This window comes from Pseudoalteromonas piratica (assembly GCF_000788395.1).
GTDB lineage: Bacteria > Pseudomonadota > Gammaproteobacteria > Enterobacterales > Alteromonadaceae > Pseudoalteromonas > Pseudoalteromonas piratica.
Map to the genome: position 1 here is coordinate 1,471,830 of NZ_CP009889.1, position 16,588 is coordinate 1,488,417.

The following is a 16,588-nucleotide window of genomic DNA, read 5'->3' on the forward strand; positions in this document are numbered from 1 at the left end:
CCTGATTTTAGCCCGCGTTATGCGGGCTTTTTTATGTTCTCTTGTAAAAAGCGGATAAATAAGTCGAGTTTGGACGGTAATGCGCGATTGTGACCATAAAGAGCCCAAATCCCTTCTTCTTTATCGCGATAGCTTGGTAATACCTCAACTAAATCGCCGCATTTTAGTGCCTCTCCCACATAATAGTCAGGTAATTGAGCCAGGCCTAATCCACTGATTGCAGCATCTAATAAGCTCACTCCAGAGTTACATTTTAGTCGGCCTGTGACGCGCAAATTACGTGCTTTTCCTTGATATAAAAATCGCCAATAGTTATTACTACCCACTAAACACTGATGCAGGTTTAATTCTGAGAGGGTGTGGGGTTCGCCATATTTTTCAATGTATTTAGGACTCGCACAGACAAACATTTGCCGCGTCGCTAACTTTTTAGCAATTAGATTGGAATCACTTAAGTGACCTAGACGTATCGCGATATCAATACCGCCGTCAATTAAGTCGAGTTTTTGATTTGTCAGGATCAGGTCGATTTCAATATTTGCATGCAATGCTAAAAAGGCATTTACCAGTGGCGCAATATAACGCTCGCCATAAGTGACCGGCGCGGTAACTCTAATTTGCCCAGCAATGCCATGTTGAATATTGCTCACATTAAGCTCGGCTTGAGCGAGGCCTTCGACTAACGGCTTACAATCATAATAGAATTGCTGACCCATTTCCGTGAGTGAAACTTTTCGTGTTGTGCGTTTAAGTAGTTTTACACCAAGGCGTTGCTCCAGCGCATTAACCTTGCGACTAACATAAACGACTGATACGCCTTGTTTACTTGCTGCTGCAGTAAAGCTCTGTGTTTCTGCTACTGCAACAAATTCACTCACGCCTGCCCAGTCCATTTCACACCTTCAATTTCGTATTAATTAAATCCAATTATTACATATATGAAATAATAATTTTCAAATTAATATGATTATCTTTTATTAAGAAATAAATAAACTAGATTAAACAATGTTTATTCATCAAGGTATAAAACGGTAATACTTGTGAAAAGTAGCAAATCACAGGTTAGTTTTAATCTTGTATGAAATTAGATTAATGTAACAAATGAACTAGCCTTAGTAGCTTCAGCTAGTTCGTCAAATCACTTATGGGAAACACATTATGGCGTTAGAAATTAAACCAGGCCAAACATCAATCAAATCAAAAGCAGCAGTTGCATGGGCTGCTGGCGAACCACTAAAAATGGAAGAAGTCGATGTACAGCTGCCTAAAAAAGGCGAAGTACTTGTACGTATCATTGCAACCGGTGTTTGTCATACTGATGCATTTACACTTTCAGGTGATGATCCTGAAGGGATCTTCCCATCAATTTTAGGTCACGAAGGTGGCGGTATTGTTGAAATGGTTGGGGAAGGCGTTACCAGCGTTGCGGTTGGCGACCATGTAATCCCCCTTTACACTGCTGAATGTGGTGAATGTAAATTCTGTACTTCTGGTAAAACCAACCTGTGCCAAGCGGTACGTGAAACACAAGGTAAAGGGTTGATGCCTGATGGCACTTCTCGTTTTTCACTAAACGGTGAACCAATTTATCACTATATGGGCTGTTCTACTTTCTCTGAGTACACCGTACTACCAGAAATTTCGCTGGCAAAAGTAAATAAAGAGGCACCTCTCGAAGAAGTATGTCTACTGGGTTGTGGTGTAACTACCGGTATGGGTGCTGTGCTTAATACTGCCAAAGTTGAAAAAGGCGATACTGTTGCGATTTTCGGTCTAGGTGGCATTGGTCTATCAGCGATTATTGGTGCTCGCATGGCAGGTGCAAGCCGTATTATTGGTATTGATATCAACGAGTCTAAGTTTGATTTAGCAAAACAGCTCGGTGCAACAGATGTCATTAATCCGCAAAATTATGATAAGCCAATCCAAGAAGTTATTGTTGAAATGACTGATGGCGGCGTGGATTATTCATTTGAGTGTATTGGTAATGTCAATGTGATGCGCCAAGCACTTGAGTGTTGCCACAAAGGCTGGGGTGAATCGGTGATTATTGGTGTTGCAGGTGCAGGCCAAGAAATTTCGACACGTCCATTCCAATTAGTAACAGGTCGCGTATGGCGTGGTACAGCATTTGGTGGTGTGAAAGGTCGTTCACAATTACCAGGCATTGTTGAACAATACCTCGCTGGTGAATTTGGTTTACAAGAGTTTATTACTCACACGATGGCACTTGATGAGATTAACGATGCGTTTGACCTTATGCACAAAGGTGAAAGTATTCGCTCCGTTGTACATATGGACAAATAACCTGCGATAAAGGTTTTTCTATTTTCACAACAATTTTGTTCAAGCGCCTTACTCAAATTAGGCGCTTTTATAAGGGTTCAATATGTCTTTAGAAGTGTTAAGTAAAGCAAAAGTATGTGGTGGTTGGCATAAACAATATAGCCATTCATCTTCTCGTTTGAACTGTGATATGCGCTTTGCGATATTTTTACCGCCCAATGCAACAGCAGATACGCCCGTACCGGTGCTTTATTGGCTATCAGGGCTAACCTGTACTGATGAAAACTTTATGCAAAAAGCAGGTGCCTTTGCCAAAGCTGCAGAACTTGGTATTGCCATTGTCGCACCCGATACAAGCCCACGTGGTGATGATGTGGCCGATGATGACGGTTACGATCTCGGAAAAGGAGCAGGGTTTTATCTTAATGCGACACAAGCACCTTGGTCAGCCAACTATCATATGTATGATTACATTGTGGATGAATTGCCAACACTCATTGAACAGCATTTTCCTGTAACGAAAGTTAAATCTATTTCTGGTCACAGTATGGGCGGCCATGGGGCACTTACCATTGGCCTTAAAAACCAAAATAGCTATCGTGCTATCTCAGCATTTAGCCCAATTACTAACCCAATTAATTGTCCTTGGGGGCAAAAAGCATTTACGCATTACTTAGGCTCAAATAAAGAGTTATGGCTTGATTATGATGCCTGTGAGCTGCTTAAAATGCAGGCTTCAAGCTTACCGATTTTAGTTGACCAAGGTGATGCAGATGGCTTTTTAGCTGAACAACTAAAACCGGAAAACCTGCTCGATGCGGCAAAACAAAGTAATACTGAAATAACCTTGCGCATGCAACCTGGTTACGATCACAGCTATTACTTTATTCAATCATTCATTAATGAGCATCTTGATTTTCACAGCACGCATTTATTTTCCTAGTCTTCAATTGCAGGACTTTGATACTGAAAAGGACTAATAAGAAATGCAGTAAAGCTGGTTTAACACTGCTTAAACCAGCTTTATGTTAATAGGCTAGACTAGCTTTTTTTGAGGGGTTATAACGACGCAGCTTTTCACCAAATTGAGGAAAAAACATCAACACAACCAACAATGCATCGTTAAATAAAATGGTTGCGGTATAAATCATAGCAAGCCCTTCACTCTCACTATCGCCTATCATCATGTAATAACCATTTATTAAAAAATGCGCTGCACCATTGCACAGCAAAATTATCACCATAATATCAGCTGTTGCTACAAACTTACTCGCGGAACGACATAAACGTTGCATTACCAGAAGGACCAAGATTGCAGTGATACTGTCTAATAATGTGTAACTTATCGACACTGCTCGATAATCGAATTGCTGATCAAAAAAACGATAGAAATCGTAAAAGCTAGCGATCAACAAATCTGTTGCAGCATAAGAAAGAGCGACAATCGTTATGCATAAGGTAATAAAATTTGGTAGCTGACCTTTAAAACACCTTATAATTGCAATCACAGATGCCAGTAACATCAGCCAAGAAATGACAGCAGCTATTTGACTACCAAATGCGACAAAACTTTCACCAACCCGAAAAACTGACCAATACCAGTCAACAAAAGAATCATACATAGGCGTTATTCAGCATCACTTTTTTGCCATTTAGGCCGAGTAGTAAACATCACAAACGCAATGTACCAAGCAAAAAAAGCTAACACGAACATCACAAGTAATGCGGGACTAAACGACTCTGACATAAAATTAGACACTCACTTTAAAATAACAAAAACGCATTCTAACATTGGCTGAAAAGGTTAGCTGCCCCTGTTTGTAAACGAAGTTATCAGCAGACTTCACACTCTTCAGTTGATGATAAAAAGAAAGCGATGATAAGGTTTAAAAAGCCTTAGCGCTCTATGCTGTAATTTTAGATGTATTACAAAATAACGAATTTTGTCCAATACAGGTTTAACTTTTAAAACAGGACTGATGACACAAAACAAAAGGCGCTAAGAAGTTGTTCGAGCTAACACGCTTTAACGTATTTTCTAATAGGCTCGAGTCATTGATTAAATTTAAAAATTGTTTGGGATGCTCAGTACGAGAGAGTGGCCAGAGTCTCGTGCCTGAACCACCCGCAAGAATAACCGGTAGGATCATATGCTGCGATAGTGGAGGTATTAAACACCGTGTAATTCTATCACTTCAACGACCATTAGGTAACTTGATATAAAGTGATGAAGATTAACGTGAAGCCATTACACCACTATCTACCTGCAAAACCACCACAAGCCACTTCATATCGCGTGTTATTGAACACCTCGGCTGTTTGCTGATGATCGTTAAATACGCTCACGCATAGCCCCGAGTTGTCACTCTGAGCTGCTAAGGTATATTTAAACCCCGTTTTTATTTCCAGCATTTCATCAATCATAAACAACAAGGGTAATTTTTCTGGTGCATTTGCATTAATAAAATTTCGCTGACAAGTAATTTGCCAAGTTCGCTTTAAGCTTGAATTGATTGCTTCATTAAGATGACAAGAAGTCGCCGGCATATGATGTAAAAATCGACCAAATGCCTTCTTACAAAAATGGGTGTATTCTTTGGTATCTAAAATAAACGCATGCCATGCGACATCAACAACTTTTGATGGCATAGCAACAAATTGACCCTTAGCTAAATTACAGAGCAGGAAATACTCTTTTAGTCCTGCTAAAACAAGCTCACATTGTTCATCGGAGAGATGCTCAAAACGCTCTCGCAAGGACGAGGTTATACTGTCAGGTAAGCAAGCATTTTCAATAAACGCGTGTTGGTCACTTTTATAACTAATCGCAAAAAATAAAACAGTTATAATTATCAGCAACATACTAAAAATTATAAACACAGACATAACGCCTCAAATACTACGAAAGATTTAGTAGCAAATATATTAACTTAGTTAATCAGAAAAGTAACATAAAATTTACTTTTTAATTGTAATCAACTTTTTACAATTCGTTTTCTTTTGAAAACAGGCGCTTAAAAATTTTGTGTGTGCTATATGAAATTCGTTACGGTAACCTTTTTAAGACCCTGTAAAGACCTTATTTTTAAGGCTCTGTGGAAAAGGTAATGTGCTTTAAACTTGTTTGCTAGGAAGGTTTTGCGGCATCGCATTGCCAACAAAAATCAAACGCCGCACCATTTTGTTCATCGCAATTTTTGCAATGCCAATCAGGTTGCTGCTCTTGTGACATAATATTTGCGACAATTTCTTTCGCTTGCTCAAGTTGAAATTCAGAGGTCACCCAGAGTTCTGGCCAAGTTTCAAAACATGGGATCTCCCCTCGCCCGCCTGCAGAGAACTGATTTTTAATGTACGTTTTAATACCTGCACTTTGTAGCGCAGCCTCCATGTTCATTACCAGCGTTAAATTTTCATGAGTATAAACAAGTGTCATTAAAATCTCTTTACATCAGTAGATTACGTATTAACAATATCCAATATGTGGTAATAAGTATATTCCTTATAATACTGAGTTTGGCATGTCTTAACTGAGCTTTGCTTATTTTAGTCAAGCAAAAGATACAACGAACTGATAAGGGTATCACCTTTAGGCGCATGTTGATCTTTAACTAACATATCACCTTCTGAGAATATTAAAATGACCTATGAACAGGCCTTAAGCCAACTCATTACCTACGGCGAGCAAATTGACCATGCTTACCTTATTTTAGCAAAACAGCCAGCCATCAATGTATTACCACTAAGAGCAACAAAACAGCACTTGAAAAATGTGCTTAATAAATTTCTTAGTAATGACATTGATGACGATGATTTAACCCTTTGGGCTGCTATTATTGATAATCAGCAAGCGATTGACTCACATGAAATTGAAGACTTTTTATACGCTTTAACTAACAGCGAATTAATGGGAGAAATATCGCAAACGTCAATTCAAAAAATGATTAAGTTACTTTAATGGCTAAATAATTTGATTTAGATTAGGCTCTGTTTATGTTTATTGCTATTTTCAGCAAAGATCCAAAAACCCTATATTGTTATGGCACAAAACCCGATAAACTTAAGCAATCAACCATCATAAATTATAGCGATGCGAAGCAAGGCACAAATCAAGAGTGAATTGATCACAATTCCCATTCTGTTAGTGGCCATTATATTGGTAATAGCAGGTCACTTTATAATGAAGCCTATTTTCTATGATAAAGCGTGGGCTGAGTACAGTTTAGCGGCATTACCCTTTTTAATGTTTGCCCTTGTTATTGTGGCATTCAAATTGGCGCTGAAGAATGAACAAACATCCGAGCATGAAAACGATTAACGTATGAATACACTGCCTTCGTTCACAGCACCAACCATACCCGATGCACCCCGTTCTATCGCAAAAGGCAGCTCGTTGGCTGATTTGCTCAATGAGAACGCAATTTACTACCTAGCACGAAATATTGAACTCGTGCACACTGACTTTAACAGCACTGAATTTATCAAAGCCTGTCTGCAAGCGCCGAACGAACTCGCATTAATGGCCAAAGGTCAGTTTGTTGCTAAGCAGCTGCATCAATTTTTGCCTAAGCATTATGCAACCAGTATTGAAATACTGAGTAAAACACTGATTGACTGTGACGAAACATCCGAAGAATTTGGCCTTGCCGGTTTTTTCTATCTGCCTCACAGTTTTTATATTGCCAACTACGGTCGCGATGCTAAATACAATGATGGCGTTGACCCGTTTGATATTTCGATGCAAGCACAGTACACCTTAACGCAACGATTTAGCGCTGAGTTTTGTATTCGCCCATACTTAATTGAACAACAAGGGCGAACACTTGAAACACTGCAAGATTGGCAGTTTGATGCAAATCGTCATATTCGTCGCTTAGTTTCAGAAGGCACGCGGCCCAAACTGCCATGGGGAAAACGACTACCAGCTATCATTAAGGATCCCTCACCGATTATTCCCTTACTTACGCATTTAAAAGATGATTCAAGTTTGTATGTACGCCGTAGCGTAGCGAACAGCTTAGGTGATATCGCAAAAGATCACCCTGATTTGGTATTTGACTTGCTCGAATCGTGGGTAAATGCTGCAAACGACGATGTTAAATGGCTGATCCGCCATGCGGTTCGTTATTACGCAAAAAAACAACACCATCGCGCACTGGCATTGCGTGTTTTAGCAAAGTAAATAAGCATGTGCTTTTCTCAAAAGCACATCTTTCTACGCTGACAAAATAAATACACAGCAACCACTTCTTTGCCATTTATTGACTATACTTTACACAGAAATTAACGCGAAAGCGTGACACGCAGTTAACTAAATAAGCGTTTGTAAAGTGGATTTCAATGTCAAACAAAGGTACACCTAGTTTATTATTTTCTGTGTTGCTAGTATCACTGAGTGCACACAGTGATGAGGCAGATTTCTATAACCTTAAGCTGCAAGATTTACTCTCAATAAAAATTGCAACTAGCACCCTGACTGAAAAAGATATCTCTACAATTCCTGCACCCGTTACTATTTTTACACGCGACGAAATTGAATCCATTGGCGTGCGTTTTTTACATGAAATTCTTGAGTATGTACCTGGATATCAAGTTACGCGTTACAGTAATTATCCTTATGAATATTCAGCTTCCTCTCGCGGATTAACCTTTGGTGCATCTTCTAAAAAAATTCTCTTTTTGCTGGATGGCCATAAAGTTAATGATCCTCGCTCAGGTAATGCCGCATTGCTTGCTAACTTTTCGCTACACCATGTTGAACGTTTAGAGATTATTCGCGGCCCGGGGTCATCAATTTATGGCAGTAATGCGTTTACCGGTGTCATAAACATTATCACCCGTAAAAATGATAAAGAGGTGAGTATTGCAACAGGAAATGAAATTAACTATAACTTGTTTGCCGCTTATACCTATGTCATTGATGATTACTCTCTCAATATTCAAGCCAATAAAGTTAAAAGCCGAGGAGATGATTACCAAATTAAGGACGTATTTAGCGGACAACCATTTAACACAGATGACCCGTTTGACTTGTCTTCTTTGCAGCTTGCCTTAAGTAACGAGCGCAGCCGCTATCAATTGCACTATCGCGAAATTGATATGGCGAATTTTTACCATACAGCCAGAACCAGCAATCAATACAATTTTTCAACGCACAATGCGCTTTTTCTTTTTACCGAGCAAGACCTCAACGTGTTTAATAGTGTTACATCAACGCTTTCTGTCGATTACTTAAAAACAGAGCTCGTTAACGGAAATCAAAGCTCTGCCGCAGGCGCATTTTCAGGTGTCAGTCGTCCAGAAAGCACCGCACCTTTGCACGGCTATGGCGTGTTAGAGGCATACCGCATTCTGACGGCATTTAATAATGATTGGCGCATCAACCAAACCTATGAAATGCAATTTGGCATTGAATGGCAATACAATAAAGAATCTCGCGCTGAGGGTTTTACAAACTTCGACCTTTCAGCAATTTTATCTAGGCAATTTCCTGTCGATTACTACCCTGACCTTGATTACAAAATCAAAGTGGGTGGTGAACAATCACAACCTTTTTACGGTGCTTATGTGCAACTACAAGGAGATATGGGCAAAATCAATTGGATCTTAGGCGGCAGACTAGATGAATACCCTGATCTTGAATCACAATTTACCCCGCGATTAGGCTTGGTTTATCTAGCAGATAATAACTGGCAACTAAAATTACTGTATGGTGAAGCATTTCGTGCCCCTGAGCTAAGCGAATTAACATTGTTTAGTGGCATTAGTCGCTCAGGAAATGCCGAACTTGACAGTGAAAGAATTAAAACAACGGACTTGATTGCGCAATACACTGGTGAAGATCTATGGTTCTCATTGGATGTTTTTTACAACACGTTTGAAAACCCCATCATTAGTGGTTTTGTTAATGGGTTAAATGGGCAAGTGAATGGCGACAGTGAATACGGCCATGGCATCGAAGCAGAGTTAGTCTGGCAAATAGCTAACAATACCCGTTTACGTACCACTGCGACTCACTTTAGTAAATTGCCTCAATCGGCATTTAAAGACTCTAAAACCCTTGCAAGTGTGCAATTGGATCACCGCTTTGAAGCCCTACAAGTGGGTATTTCTGGCACTTTCCGTTCGTCACGACAAACGCCTATTAGCACAACTCAAACAAAGGAAATTGATGCATTTTGGTACTGGCGCAGTTTTATGCGCTATAACTTAAACAACAATGTTTCTTTAAGCCTGAGTATTAACAATTTGTTTGACGAGAGATTTTATAACCCATCTATCACTTCTTCACTTTCCGATGGTATTCCATTAAAAGGGCGAAATGGCAGCGTAACATTGCAATGGACATTTTAATTAAGGAAGCAATTTGAGTTATTTATTACGGCTTTGTTTACCCGTTTTACTAATGTTTTTTATTACGCCAACACTGGCAGAAAAAACGGTCCAAGAAGCAAAATTAAAATCAGCATTCGTTGGACAATTTACACAGTTTATTAGTTGGCCAACAACACCAACGCAGATTGAAATTGTGTACTACGGAAACGACGCTTTGTATTGGCAAAGTTTAAATGACATGGCTGCAAACATAAAAGGTGTCGGCCCTTTTAAACTGAGTAAGCTGACACAGTTATCCCAACTAGATAATTCGTTAGTGCACATTTTAGTAGTTGATAAGCAGCAAAACGCTAGTCTTGAATCACTTTATACACGCATTGGAAAGCGTCCAATCTTAGTAGTTACTGAAAATGTGATAGATAACAAACTAATTGGCATTAATTTTTACCAAACAAATAGCCAAACCTTGTCGTTCAAATTAAATCGCTACAACTTGCTTTATCAGGGCTTAAAAGTGGATAAAGATATTGTGTTATTAGGCGGCTCTGAGATTGATGTGGCTAATATGGTAAAAGAAATGTCGTTTAAGCTTTCAGAGTCAACAGGACTCATTGATAAACTTAACGACCACATTAATTCGCAAAAGCAAACGATTGCGCAAAAACAAATTTCCATTAATCAAAAGCAGCTCGAAATAGACGCAAAGAATAATGAATTCAACAAGCTGATCAGCAATCTAGAACAGATAGAAGCAAAATATCAAAGTGACTTAGCACAACTTGAAAAAGAGTTAAATGTTGCGCAACAAGCGCTTGATAAAAGTAAAGATTCACTCGCACAACGACAAGCCGAGGTCGTCAAAACACAAGCTGAGCTTGATCAAATCGAAAGCGATAAAATTGCATTAAGCCAACAAGTCATGGATAACCAAACACGCATTAATTCGCAACTCAGTACATTGGAAAAACTTGAAACACAACTGAGTGAAAAAGAGCTGGCGTTAATCAATAAAGAGCAACAAGTGCAAACCACCACTAATAACCTGATTATAAGCTTGCTCGCACTGATTGTGTTTGCCATTTTGGCCATCAGCCTTTGGTACTTTAATAAGAAAAAACATGCGCTTAACCAGATTCTGGAAAGCCACAATCAACAACTTGAAAAAGTAAATCAACAACTTGTATCAACACAAAAGCAGTTAGTTGAATCTGAAAAAATGGCATCGCTCGGTGGTATCGTGACTGGCGTGGCGCATGAGGTAAATACCCCGCTTGGTTCAGCAATTACTGCCATTTCCCATCTAAGTTCGATTACTATTGATTTAATGGGTGATTTTAAAGATAAAAAACTATCCAGTAATAAGTTTGAGAAAGTACTTAATGAGCAGGTAGAAGCGACTGACATAGTGTTTAAGAATTTATGCCGCGCAGCAGAGCTAGTTAAAAGCTTTAAACAAGTTTCTGTTGATCAAGTCTCTGAAATTGCTAGGGAGTTTGAAATTAAAGAATACCTTGATGAAGTAGTGATTAGCTTACGACACCAAATTAAACAACAAAATGTCACGGTTGAAATTAGCTGTAATGAGCCATTGCTAGCATTTACATACCCAGGTGTTTTATCTCAAATTTTGACCAACCTGATCATCAACTCAATAACACATGGTTTTAAAAACGGCACGCCCGGCAAAATCACCATCACCTTATCTTCAAAAAACGATTTCATTAATCTTGATTATCAGGATAACGGAACTGGTATTGATAGCGCATTAGGCGAGAAAATATTTGACCCTTTTTTCACAACTAATCGTCACGCTGGTTCAACGGGGTTAGGGTTAAGCATTTGCTACAATTTAACGAGTCAAAAGTTACTGGGGTCGATTCAATTCATTTATAGCGATGCAGGGGCACATTTTTTATTGCAATTTCCAAAACGTATTCACACTGAATCGAACAAAAAAACACATTAGATTTTCTAACAAGTTCAAATAAATTCTTTTCGCTCGAACTAGCACACCACATTCATTTATAGTATGGCGTTACACGCTCATTGCCGAGGAGTTTAAATGACCGAAATTGCCCCCTTGCTTTCACATATAAATACACAATGCCAATTACTGTTTGGCCAAGGAAATGTCGCCAATTACATTCCTGAACTCGCCAAAATTAAACCTCAGCAATTTGCCATGGCGGTACTCACTGTGGATGGTGAGACCTACACTACAGGCGATGCGAAAACACGCTTTAGCATTCAGTCCATCTCTAAAGTGTTAACACTTTCACTCGCATTACAGCGTTATGGCGAATCATTATGGCAACGCGTCGGCAAAGAACCTTCAGGAACAGCATTTAACTCACTGATTCAGCTTGAAATGGAAAATGGCGTACCGCGCAATCCATTTATTAATGCAGGAGCGCTTGCTGTGTGTGATGCTTTGCAATCACGTGTCAGTGCGCCATTACACCATTATTTAGAAACGGTGCGTCAGCTTTCTGGAAACAGTAAAATAAACTTTAATAAGGCAGTATCAAGATCTGAGTTTAAACATCGTTTTCGCAATGCAGCAATGGCCAATTTAATGAAGTCGTTTGATAATTTTGATAACGATGTTGATGCCGTGCTCAGCAATTATTGTAAATATTGCGCCATTGAAATGAATGTTGTAGAGCTTGCTAAAACCTTTAGTTTCCTCGCGAATAAAGGGGTATCACAAACTACAAAAGAGACCTTTATATCACGAAAACAAAACTCACAACTTAATTCTCTCTTGTTTACCAGTGGTTTATATGACGCAGCTGGGGATTTTGCTTATCGTATAGGCATGCCGGGTAAATCAGGTGTTGGTGGGGCAATTTTGGCCGTCGTGCCTGAGCGCTATACTGTGGTAGTTTGGTCTCCTGAGCTTAACCAATACGGTAATTCGGTTGCCGGTTTACATGCCCTTGAACTGTTTGCAAAAGAAATGGAAATCCAATTATTTTAGTTTTTCATGACCTCGGGCTGGCTCAAATACTCGAGAGACTGCCCTTTGGTTTCAGGTAAAAACCTGACAATTAATCCAAAAGCTAACAAGGCAAACACCCCATAAATTAAAAAGGTTATGGCAGCACCTAACGTAGCAAGTTCCCATGGGAAAACCAATTGCACTAAGAAGCTCACAAAGCCGTTAATTAACGCCAAAAATGAAATACCAATACTGCGCAACTCGCTTGGAAATACTTCTGAGAAAAACACCCACATTACAGGTCCAAGGGACATCGCAAATGACGCAACAAATGCGGTTATACCAAACAGTACAAGTTCAGCATTTATATCCGTAGCACGCATTAATATATCACTGCCAAACTGTCTAAATTGTTGCTCTCCAATTGCACCAACTACCGCATCTTTAAACGCAATATCTGAAGTAAACACCTGAGATGCGAGCGACGACAGGCTCGCACTGTCCAAAGTGTGATGTATCGTCAACAATTGAGATATATCACCATTATCTATCTGATACCTTGCTTGTTGAAAGCCATAGCTGCAAATAAGCATACTAACGCACACGCCAACTAAACCAATAGTAAGCAGTGGTTTGCGGCCAAATTGATCGATGGTGATTAAGGCAACAAGTGTAAACAACACATTAACCGCACCAATCCAACTAGCTTGTAGAAATGCTGCATCCGTGCCGATACCGCTTTGCTCAAAAATAACTGGTGCGTAAAAGAATATGACATTAATTCCTGAAATTTGCTGAGCAATTGCAAGGGTAATGCCCATCATTAGCGCCAATCTCACTTTACTAGAAAATAGCCCTTTTAACCGTGTAAAAAAGGCAGCTTGTTGGTTATCAATTATGCTTATTTCTTGCAGTTGCGCATCAACTTCTTTTTGCGAAAAGAGTTTGTTGAGTACAGCTTTTGCATCGGATTGGTGGTTATTCAGCACTAGCCATCGCGGACTTTTCGGTAGTGCAAACAGGGCTAAAAACCAAATCATCGCAGGCACTAGCTCTAAAGCAAGCATCCAGCGCCAGGTCTCTCCTTGCATGGCAAAAAATGTTAAGGTATTGCCTTCCCCATGGCCTAGCTGTAGCAGTAGATAATTTGAGAAATATGAGACAGATAAGCCAATCACAATATTCAATTGGTTAATCGACACCAACTTGCCCCGCGATTTTGCCAAACTAATTTCGGCAATATACATGGGTGTGATAAGCAGTGAACAAAATGCTAAGCCACCAATAAATCTTGCCAATAATAAACTTTCAAAGTCGGAGGCAACCGCTGAAAAGTAAGCAGAACAAACATACAGCAAGGCCACAGCAATAAGTGTATTACGACGACCAAATCGATCACTCAAGAACGCGGCAAAGAAACTTGCGATAATCGCACCGAGTGTTGGCGCGCTTACCACCAGTCCTTGTTGCCATTCATCGAGCGCAAACTGTTCAGAAATAAAGCCTATCGCACCCGATATTACAGATGCATCAAAACCGAATACAAACCCACCAAACGAAGCAATCAGTGCAAATTTGGCTGACGGTGAGATTCGATTAGTCAGCATGCACAGCTCCTAGCGAATCGCGAATCACTAACTCAGGCTTGAATAAGTGATTCATCGGTGTGGCTATCTTGGTATTGTAAATATTGCTCAGCACCCAATTAGCAGCCATTTCACCCATTTTTGCGATAGGGTTATCCACTGTCGTTAGTTTGGGATACAGGTAACGCGCGAACAATACATTATCGAAACCGATTATCGATAAATCATCTGGAATACTAAGCCCATGCTCGCGCGCAGCTGTCATCGCGCCAGATGCCATTTCATCATTCGCACATACTAAGGCAGTAAAGGAATCATTGTGCTTTATCAGGTTATTAAACCCTTCATAGCCCTCAGACTCATGATAACTGCCCTCAAAATACGCGCTGCTCTCAAACGAGATACCCGCTTCTTTAAGTGCTTGCTTGTGACCAGCTAAACGCTGCTGTGCATCTTCTTTAAAATGCGGGCCACTAATATAAGCAATATTGCGATGCCCTTGATCAACTGCAGCTTTGGTCGCTAAGTAACCACCTAGTTGATTATCGAGCACAATGCAACGCTCTTTCAATGATTCAATATTGCGGTTGATCAGAATGATCTCAATATTTTTATCGAGTAATGATTTCAAATAGTCCTCAGAAACCGCTTCAGCATTTAAAATAAGTGCATCACAACGGCGACTAATTAAAAATTCTATGGCTTGTTTTTCTTTTTCAGCTTCGCTGTGACCAGCAGTGATCACCACATGCTTACCGGCATCTCGCAGCATAGATTCAATTGAACTCATCATGTCACCAAAAAATGAACCATGCAGTTCAGACACCAATAAACCCACACTATTAGTTCGATTAGAGGCTAGGGATTGAGCAATTGCATTAGGCTTATAGCCAAGTTCAGCCATTGCTTTATGCACTTTTTCTTTAGTGCGCTCACTCACTCGGGCGTTGCCATTAATCACGCGTGAAACGGTGGCTAACGATACCCCTGCGGCTTTTGATACTTCGTAAATAGTTGCCATAAAATAGAAAACTGTGTCTACACTCGATAAATTTAATGGTTATTGGTTTGAATTTCTAGCGTTTATTAGCGCTTTGTACGAAAGTGCACTGTGTTTTAACGTACGTTTTTGCGAAGTGTAATCAACATGCACGATGCCAAATCGTTTAGTATACCCTTCTGACCACTCAAAGTTATCTAATAAACTCCAAACAAAATACCCTTTTATGGGAACGCCATGCTGTATTGCCTGTTCCACCGCAAGTAAATGTTCATCAATATAATCAACACGAGCGAGATCATTCACCTCACCGTCAATAATTTCATCATCAAATGCCGCACCATTCTCAGTAATATAAATGTTTGGCAAATCAAAACGATTATTTAAGTCAGTTAATAAATCAAAAAAAGCACTTGGTACAACTTCCCAGCCCATAGCTGTTTTTGCGTACTGGTTTGATTCGACTTCTTTAAACAGAACATTGTTGCCTGCTTGGTAAACCTTACGTGTGTAGTAATTGATGCCAATAAAATCGAGCGGTGCTGAAATAATCGCCATATCACCTTCCGCTATTTCTGGCTGCACCTCGTCAGGTAATAAATTTTTGATATCTGGATAACGCCCCTCTAACAGCGGCATTAAATACCATGTATTGAGATATTCATCCGCATAACGGCAGGCAACTGCATCCTCATTTGAGTCTGTGAACGGGTAACAAGGTGAAAAATTAAGCACAATGCCATTTTCAGTGGTTGGACATAAACGAGATAACACTTCCATCGCCAAGCCGTGTGCAAGCAGTAAATGGTGTGCAGCCAGTTTACCTGCTTTTTGGCTGGTGTATCCCGGGGCGTGTATACCCAACTCATAGCCTAAGTATGCAGAACAAAACGGTTCGTTTAATGTTGCGAATGAGTCAACATACGGAGAAATATATGGCGTAATAGTCTCGACATAATTAGCAAACTCGAAAGCTGTTTGACGATTTAACCAGCCACCTTGGCTTTCAAGATACTCTGGTAAATCCCAGTGGTAAAAGGTGACAAATATTTTGATCCCTTGTGCTTTTAAAGCCTTAAACAAGTTGATGTAAAATTTTACGCCTTCTAAATTGACTGTGCCATCTGCTAGCATCACACGGCACCATGACAAGGATAAACGGTATGCATCAACTCCAATATCAGCCATTATCGCCACATCATCTTGCCAATATTTTATATGTTCACAACTTATGTCACCGTTGCTGTTATCTGCGATCGTGCCATCTTTTTCACAAAAGGTGTCCCAGTTTGCCTTTAATCTTGAATTACGCGCACCTTCTATTTGGTATGACGACGTGGCCACACCAAAAATAAAATCTGGCTGCATCATGTTACTTGTTTTGGCTAAGCGAAAATGCTTCATGGTCATTAACACCTTGTTTTATTGAGATTTTAATAA

Annotated in this window: 16 protein-coding genes; 8 read left to right on the plus strand and 8 right to left on the minus strand. The window is 39.8% G+C overall.

Annotation, left to right across the window (positions count from 1 at the left end; genetic code table 11):
• Positions 1–17 precede the first annotated feature (17 nt).
• On the minus strand, positions 18–893 hold the full coding sequence (locus tag OM33_RS21190) for a LysR family transcriptional regulator (RefSeq protein ID WP_040136600.1): 876 nt from the start codon (positions 891–893) through the stop codon (positions 18–20).
• Positions 894–1,158: 265 nt separating this feature from the next.
• Between OM33_RS21190 and OM33_RS21195 the strand changes: the two genes are divergently transcribed.
• Positions 1,159–2,307 (plus strand): S-(hydroxymethyl)glutathione dehydrogenase/class III alcohol dehydrogenase, encoded by a 1,149-nt coding sequence (locus tag OM33_RS21195; RefSeq protein ID WP_040136602.1) that lies wholly within the window; start codon positions 1,159–1,161, stop codon positions 2,305–2,307.
• Between the two features lie 82 nt (positions 2,308–2,389).
• Positions 2,390–3,229: an S-formylglutathione hydrolase gene (gene fghA, locus OM33_RS21200; protein ID WP_040136604.1), complete on the plus strand. Its 840-nt coding sequence runs from the start codon at positions 2,390–2,392 to the stop codon at positions 3,227–3,229.
• Between the two features lie 85 nt (positions 3,230–3,314).
• Here the strand turns inward: fghA and OM33_RS21205 are convergent, their stop codons facing one another.
• From OM33_RS21205 to OM33_RS21215, 4 genes are all read right to left on the minus strand, one after another.
• Positions 3,315–3,908, minus strand: coding sequence for a hypothetical protein (locus tag OM33_RS21205; RefSeq protein WP_040136606.1), 594 nt, complete (start codon positions 3,906–3,908; stop codon positions 3,315–3,317).
• Positions 3,909–4,244: 336 nt separating this feature from the next.
• Positions 4,245–4,436, minus strand: coding sequence for a sugar phosphate nucleotidyltransferase (locus tag OM33_RS22420; RefSeq protein WP_081991245.1), 192 nt, complete (start codon positions 4,434–4,436; stop codon positions 4,245–4,247).
• Positions 4,437–4,542: 106 nt separating this feature from the next.
• Complete coding sequence (locus tag OM33_RS21210) at positions 4,543–5,172, minus strand: glycine-rich domain-containing protein (protein WP_199922577.1); 630 nt, start codon at positions 5,170–5,172, stop codon at positions 4,543–4,545.
• A gap of 241 nt (positions 5,173–5,413) precedes the next feature.
• Positions 5,414–5,722, minus strand: coding sequence for a putative signal transducing protein (locus tag OM33_RS21215; protein ID WP_040136607.1), 309 nt, complete (start codon positions 5,720–5,722; stop codon positions 5,414–5,416).
• A 204-nt stretch (positions 5,723–5,926) separates the two neighbouring features.
• Here OM33_RS21215 and OM33_RS21220 point away from each other — a divergent pair, with 204 nt between their 5' ends.
• The 6 genes from OM33_RS21220 to glsB all read left to right on the plus strand — a co-directional run bounded on the left by OM33_RS21220 (position 5,927) and on the right by glsB (position 12,601).
• Positions 5,927–6,244: a hypothetical protein gene (locus tag OM33_RS21220; protein ID WP_040136609.1), complete on the plus strand. Its 318-nt coding sequence runs from the start codon at positions 5,927–5,929 to the stop codon at positions 6,242–6,244.
• A gap of 222 nt (positions 6,245–6,466) precedes the next feature.
• A complete protein-coding gene (locus OM33_RS23020; protein WP_324607050.1) occupies positions 6,467–6,604 on the plus strand; it encodes a hypothetical protein in 138 nt (45 codons plus the stop codon).
• Positions 6,605–6,607: 3 nt separating this feature from the next.
• Positions 6,608–7,468 (plus strand): DNA alkylation repair protein, encoded by an 861-nt coding sequence (locus OM33_RS21230; protein ID WP_040136614.1) that lies wholly within the window; start codon positions 6,608–6,610, stop codon positions 7,466–7,468.
• Between the two features lie 158 nt (positions 7,469–7,626).
• Positions 7,627–9,639 carry a TonB-dependent receptor plug domain-containing protein gene (locus OM33_RS21235; protein WP_040136616.1) on the plus strand — a complete coding sequence of 671 codons (2,013 nt, stop codon included), beginning with the start codon at positions 7,627–7,629 and terminating at the stop codon, positions 9,637–9,639.
• Between the two features lie 13 nt (positions 9,640–9,652).
• Positions 9,653–11,587 carry a YfiR/HmsC family protein gene (locus OM33_RS22255; protein ID WP_052141240.1) on the plus strand — a complete coding sequence of 645 codons (1,935 nt, stop codon included), beginning with the start codon at positions 9,653–9,655 and terminating at the stop codon, positions 11,585–11,587.
• Between the two features lie 96 nt (positions 11,588–11,683).
• A complete protein-coding gene (glsB, locus tag OM33_RS21245) occupies positions 11,684–12,601 on the plus strand; it encodes a glutaminase B (protein ID WP_040136618.1) in 918 nt (305 codons plus the stop codon).
• Here glsB and OM33_RS21250 read toward each other — a convergent pair.
• The 3 genes from OM33_RS21250 to OM33_RS21260 are packed head-to-tail and all read right to left on the minus strand — an operon-like array spanning position 12,598 to position 16,552.
• On the minus strand, positions 12,598–14,169 hold the full coding sequence (locus OM33_RS21250) for a sugar porter family MFS transporter (RefSeq protein WP_040136621.1): 1,572 nt from the start codon (positions 14,167–14,169) through the stop codon (positions 12,598–12,600). The genes glsB and OM33_RS21250 overlap by 4 nt on opposite strands.
• Positions 14,159–15,169 (minus strand): LacI family DNA-binding transcriptional regulator, encoded by a 1,011-nt coding sequence (locus OM33_RS21255; protein ID WP_040136623.1) that lies wholly within the window; start codon positions 15,167–15,169, stop codon positions 14,159–14,161. The genes OM33_RS21250 and OM33_RS21255 overlap by 11 nt, the downstream gene beginning before the upstream one ends.
• Positions 15,170–15,208: 39 nt before the next feature.
• Positions 15,209–16,552, minus strand: coding sequence for a GH1 family beta-glucosidase (locus OM33_RS21260; RefSeq protein ID WP_407681053.1), 1,344 nt, complete (start codon positions 16,550–16,552; stop codon positions 15,209–15,211).
• Positions 16,553–16,588: the final 36 nt, after the last annotated feature.

Coding starts and splice junctions, on each gene's coding strand:
- OM33_RS21190 (WP_040136600.1), bottom strand. CDS start 893: ATGGACTGGGCAGGCGTGAGTGAATTTGTTGCAGTAGCAGAAACACAG.
- OM33_RS21195 (WP_040136602.1), top strand. CDS start 1,159: ATGGCGTTAGAAATTAAACCAGGCCAAACATCAATCAAATCAAAAGCA.
- fghA (WP_040136604.1), top strand. CDS start 2,390: ATGTCTTTAGAAGTGTTAAGTAAAGCAAAAGTATGTGGTGGTTGGCAT.
- OM33_RS21205 (WP_040136606.1), bottom strand. CDS start 3,908: ATGTATGATTCTTTTGTTGACTGGTATTGGTCAGTTTTTCGGGTTGGT.
- OM33_RS22420 (WP_081991245.1), bottom strand. CDS start 4,436: ATGATCCTACCGGTTATTCTTGCGGGTGGTTCAGGCACGAGACTCTGG.
- OM33_RS21210 (WP_199922577.1), bottom strand. CDS start 5,172: ATGTCTGTGTTTATAATTTTTAGTATGTTGCTGATAATTATAACTGTT.
- OM33_RS21215 (WP_040136607.1), bottom strand. CDS start 5,722: ATGACACTTGTTTATACTCATGAAAATTTAACGCTGGTAATGAACATG.
- OM33_RS21220 (WP_040136609.1), top strand. CDS start 5,927: ATGACCTATGAACAGGCCTTAAGCCAACTCATTACCTACGGCGAGCAA.
- OM33_RS23020 (WP_324607050.1), top strand. CDS start 6,467: ATGAAGCCTATTTTCTATGATAAAGCGTGGGCTGAGTACAGTTTAGCG.
- OM33_RS21230 (WP_040136614.1), top strand. CDS start 6,608: ATGAATACACTGCCTTCGTTCACAGCACCAACCATACCCGATGCACCC.
- OM33_RS21235 (WP_040136616.1), top strand. CDS start 7,627: ATGTCAAACAAAGGTACACCTAGTTTATTATTTTCTGTGTTGCTAGTA.
- glsB (WP_040136618.1), top strand. CDS start 11,684: ATGACCGAAATTGCCCCCTTGCTTTCACATATAAATACACAATGCCAA.
- OM33_RS21250 (WP_040136621.1), bottom strand. CDS start 14,169: ATGCTGACTAATCGAATCTCACCGTCAGCCAAATTTGCACTGATTGCT.
- OM33_RS21255 (WP_040136623.1), bottom strand. CDS start 15,169: ATGGCAACTATTTACGAAGTATCAAAAGCCGCAGGGGTATCGTTAGCC.
- OM33_RS21260 (WP_407681053.1), bottom strand. CDS start 16,552: ATGAAGCATTTTCGCTTAGCCAAAACAAGTAACATGATGCAGCCAGAT.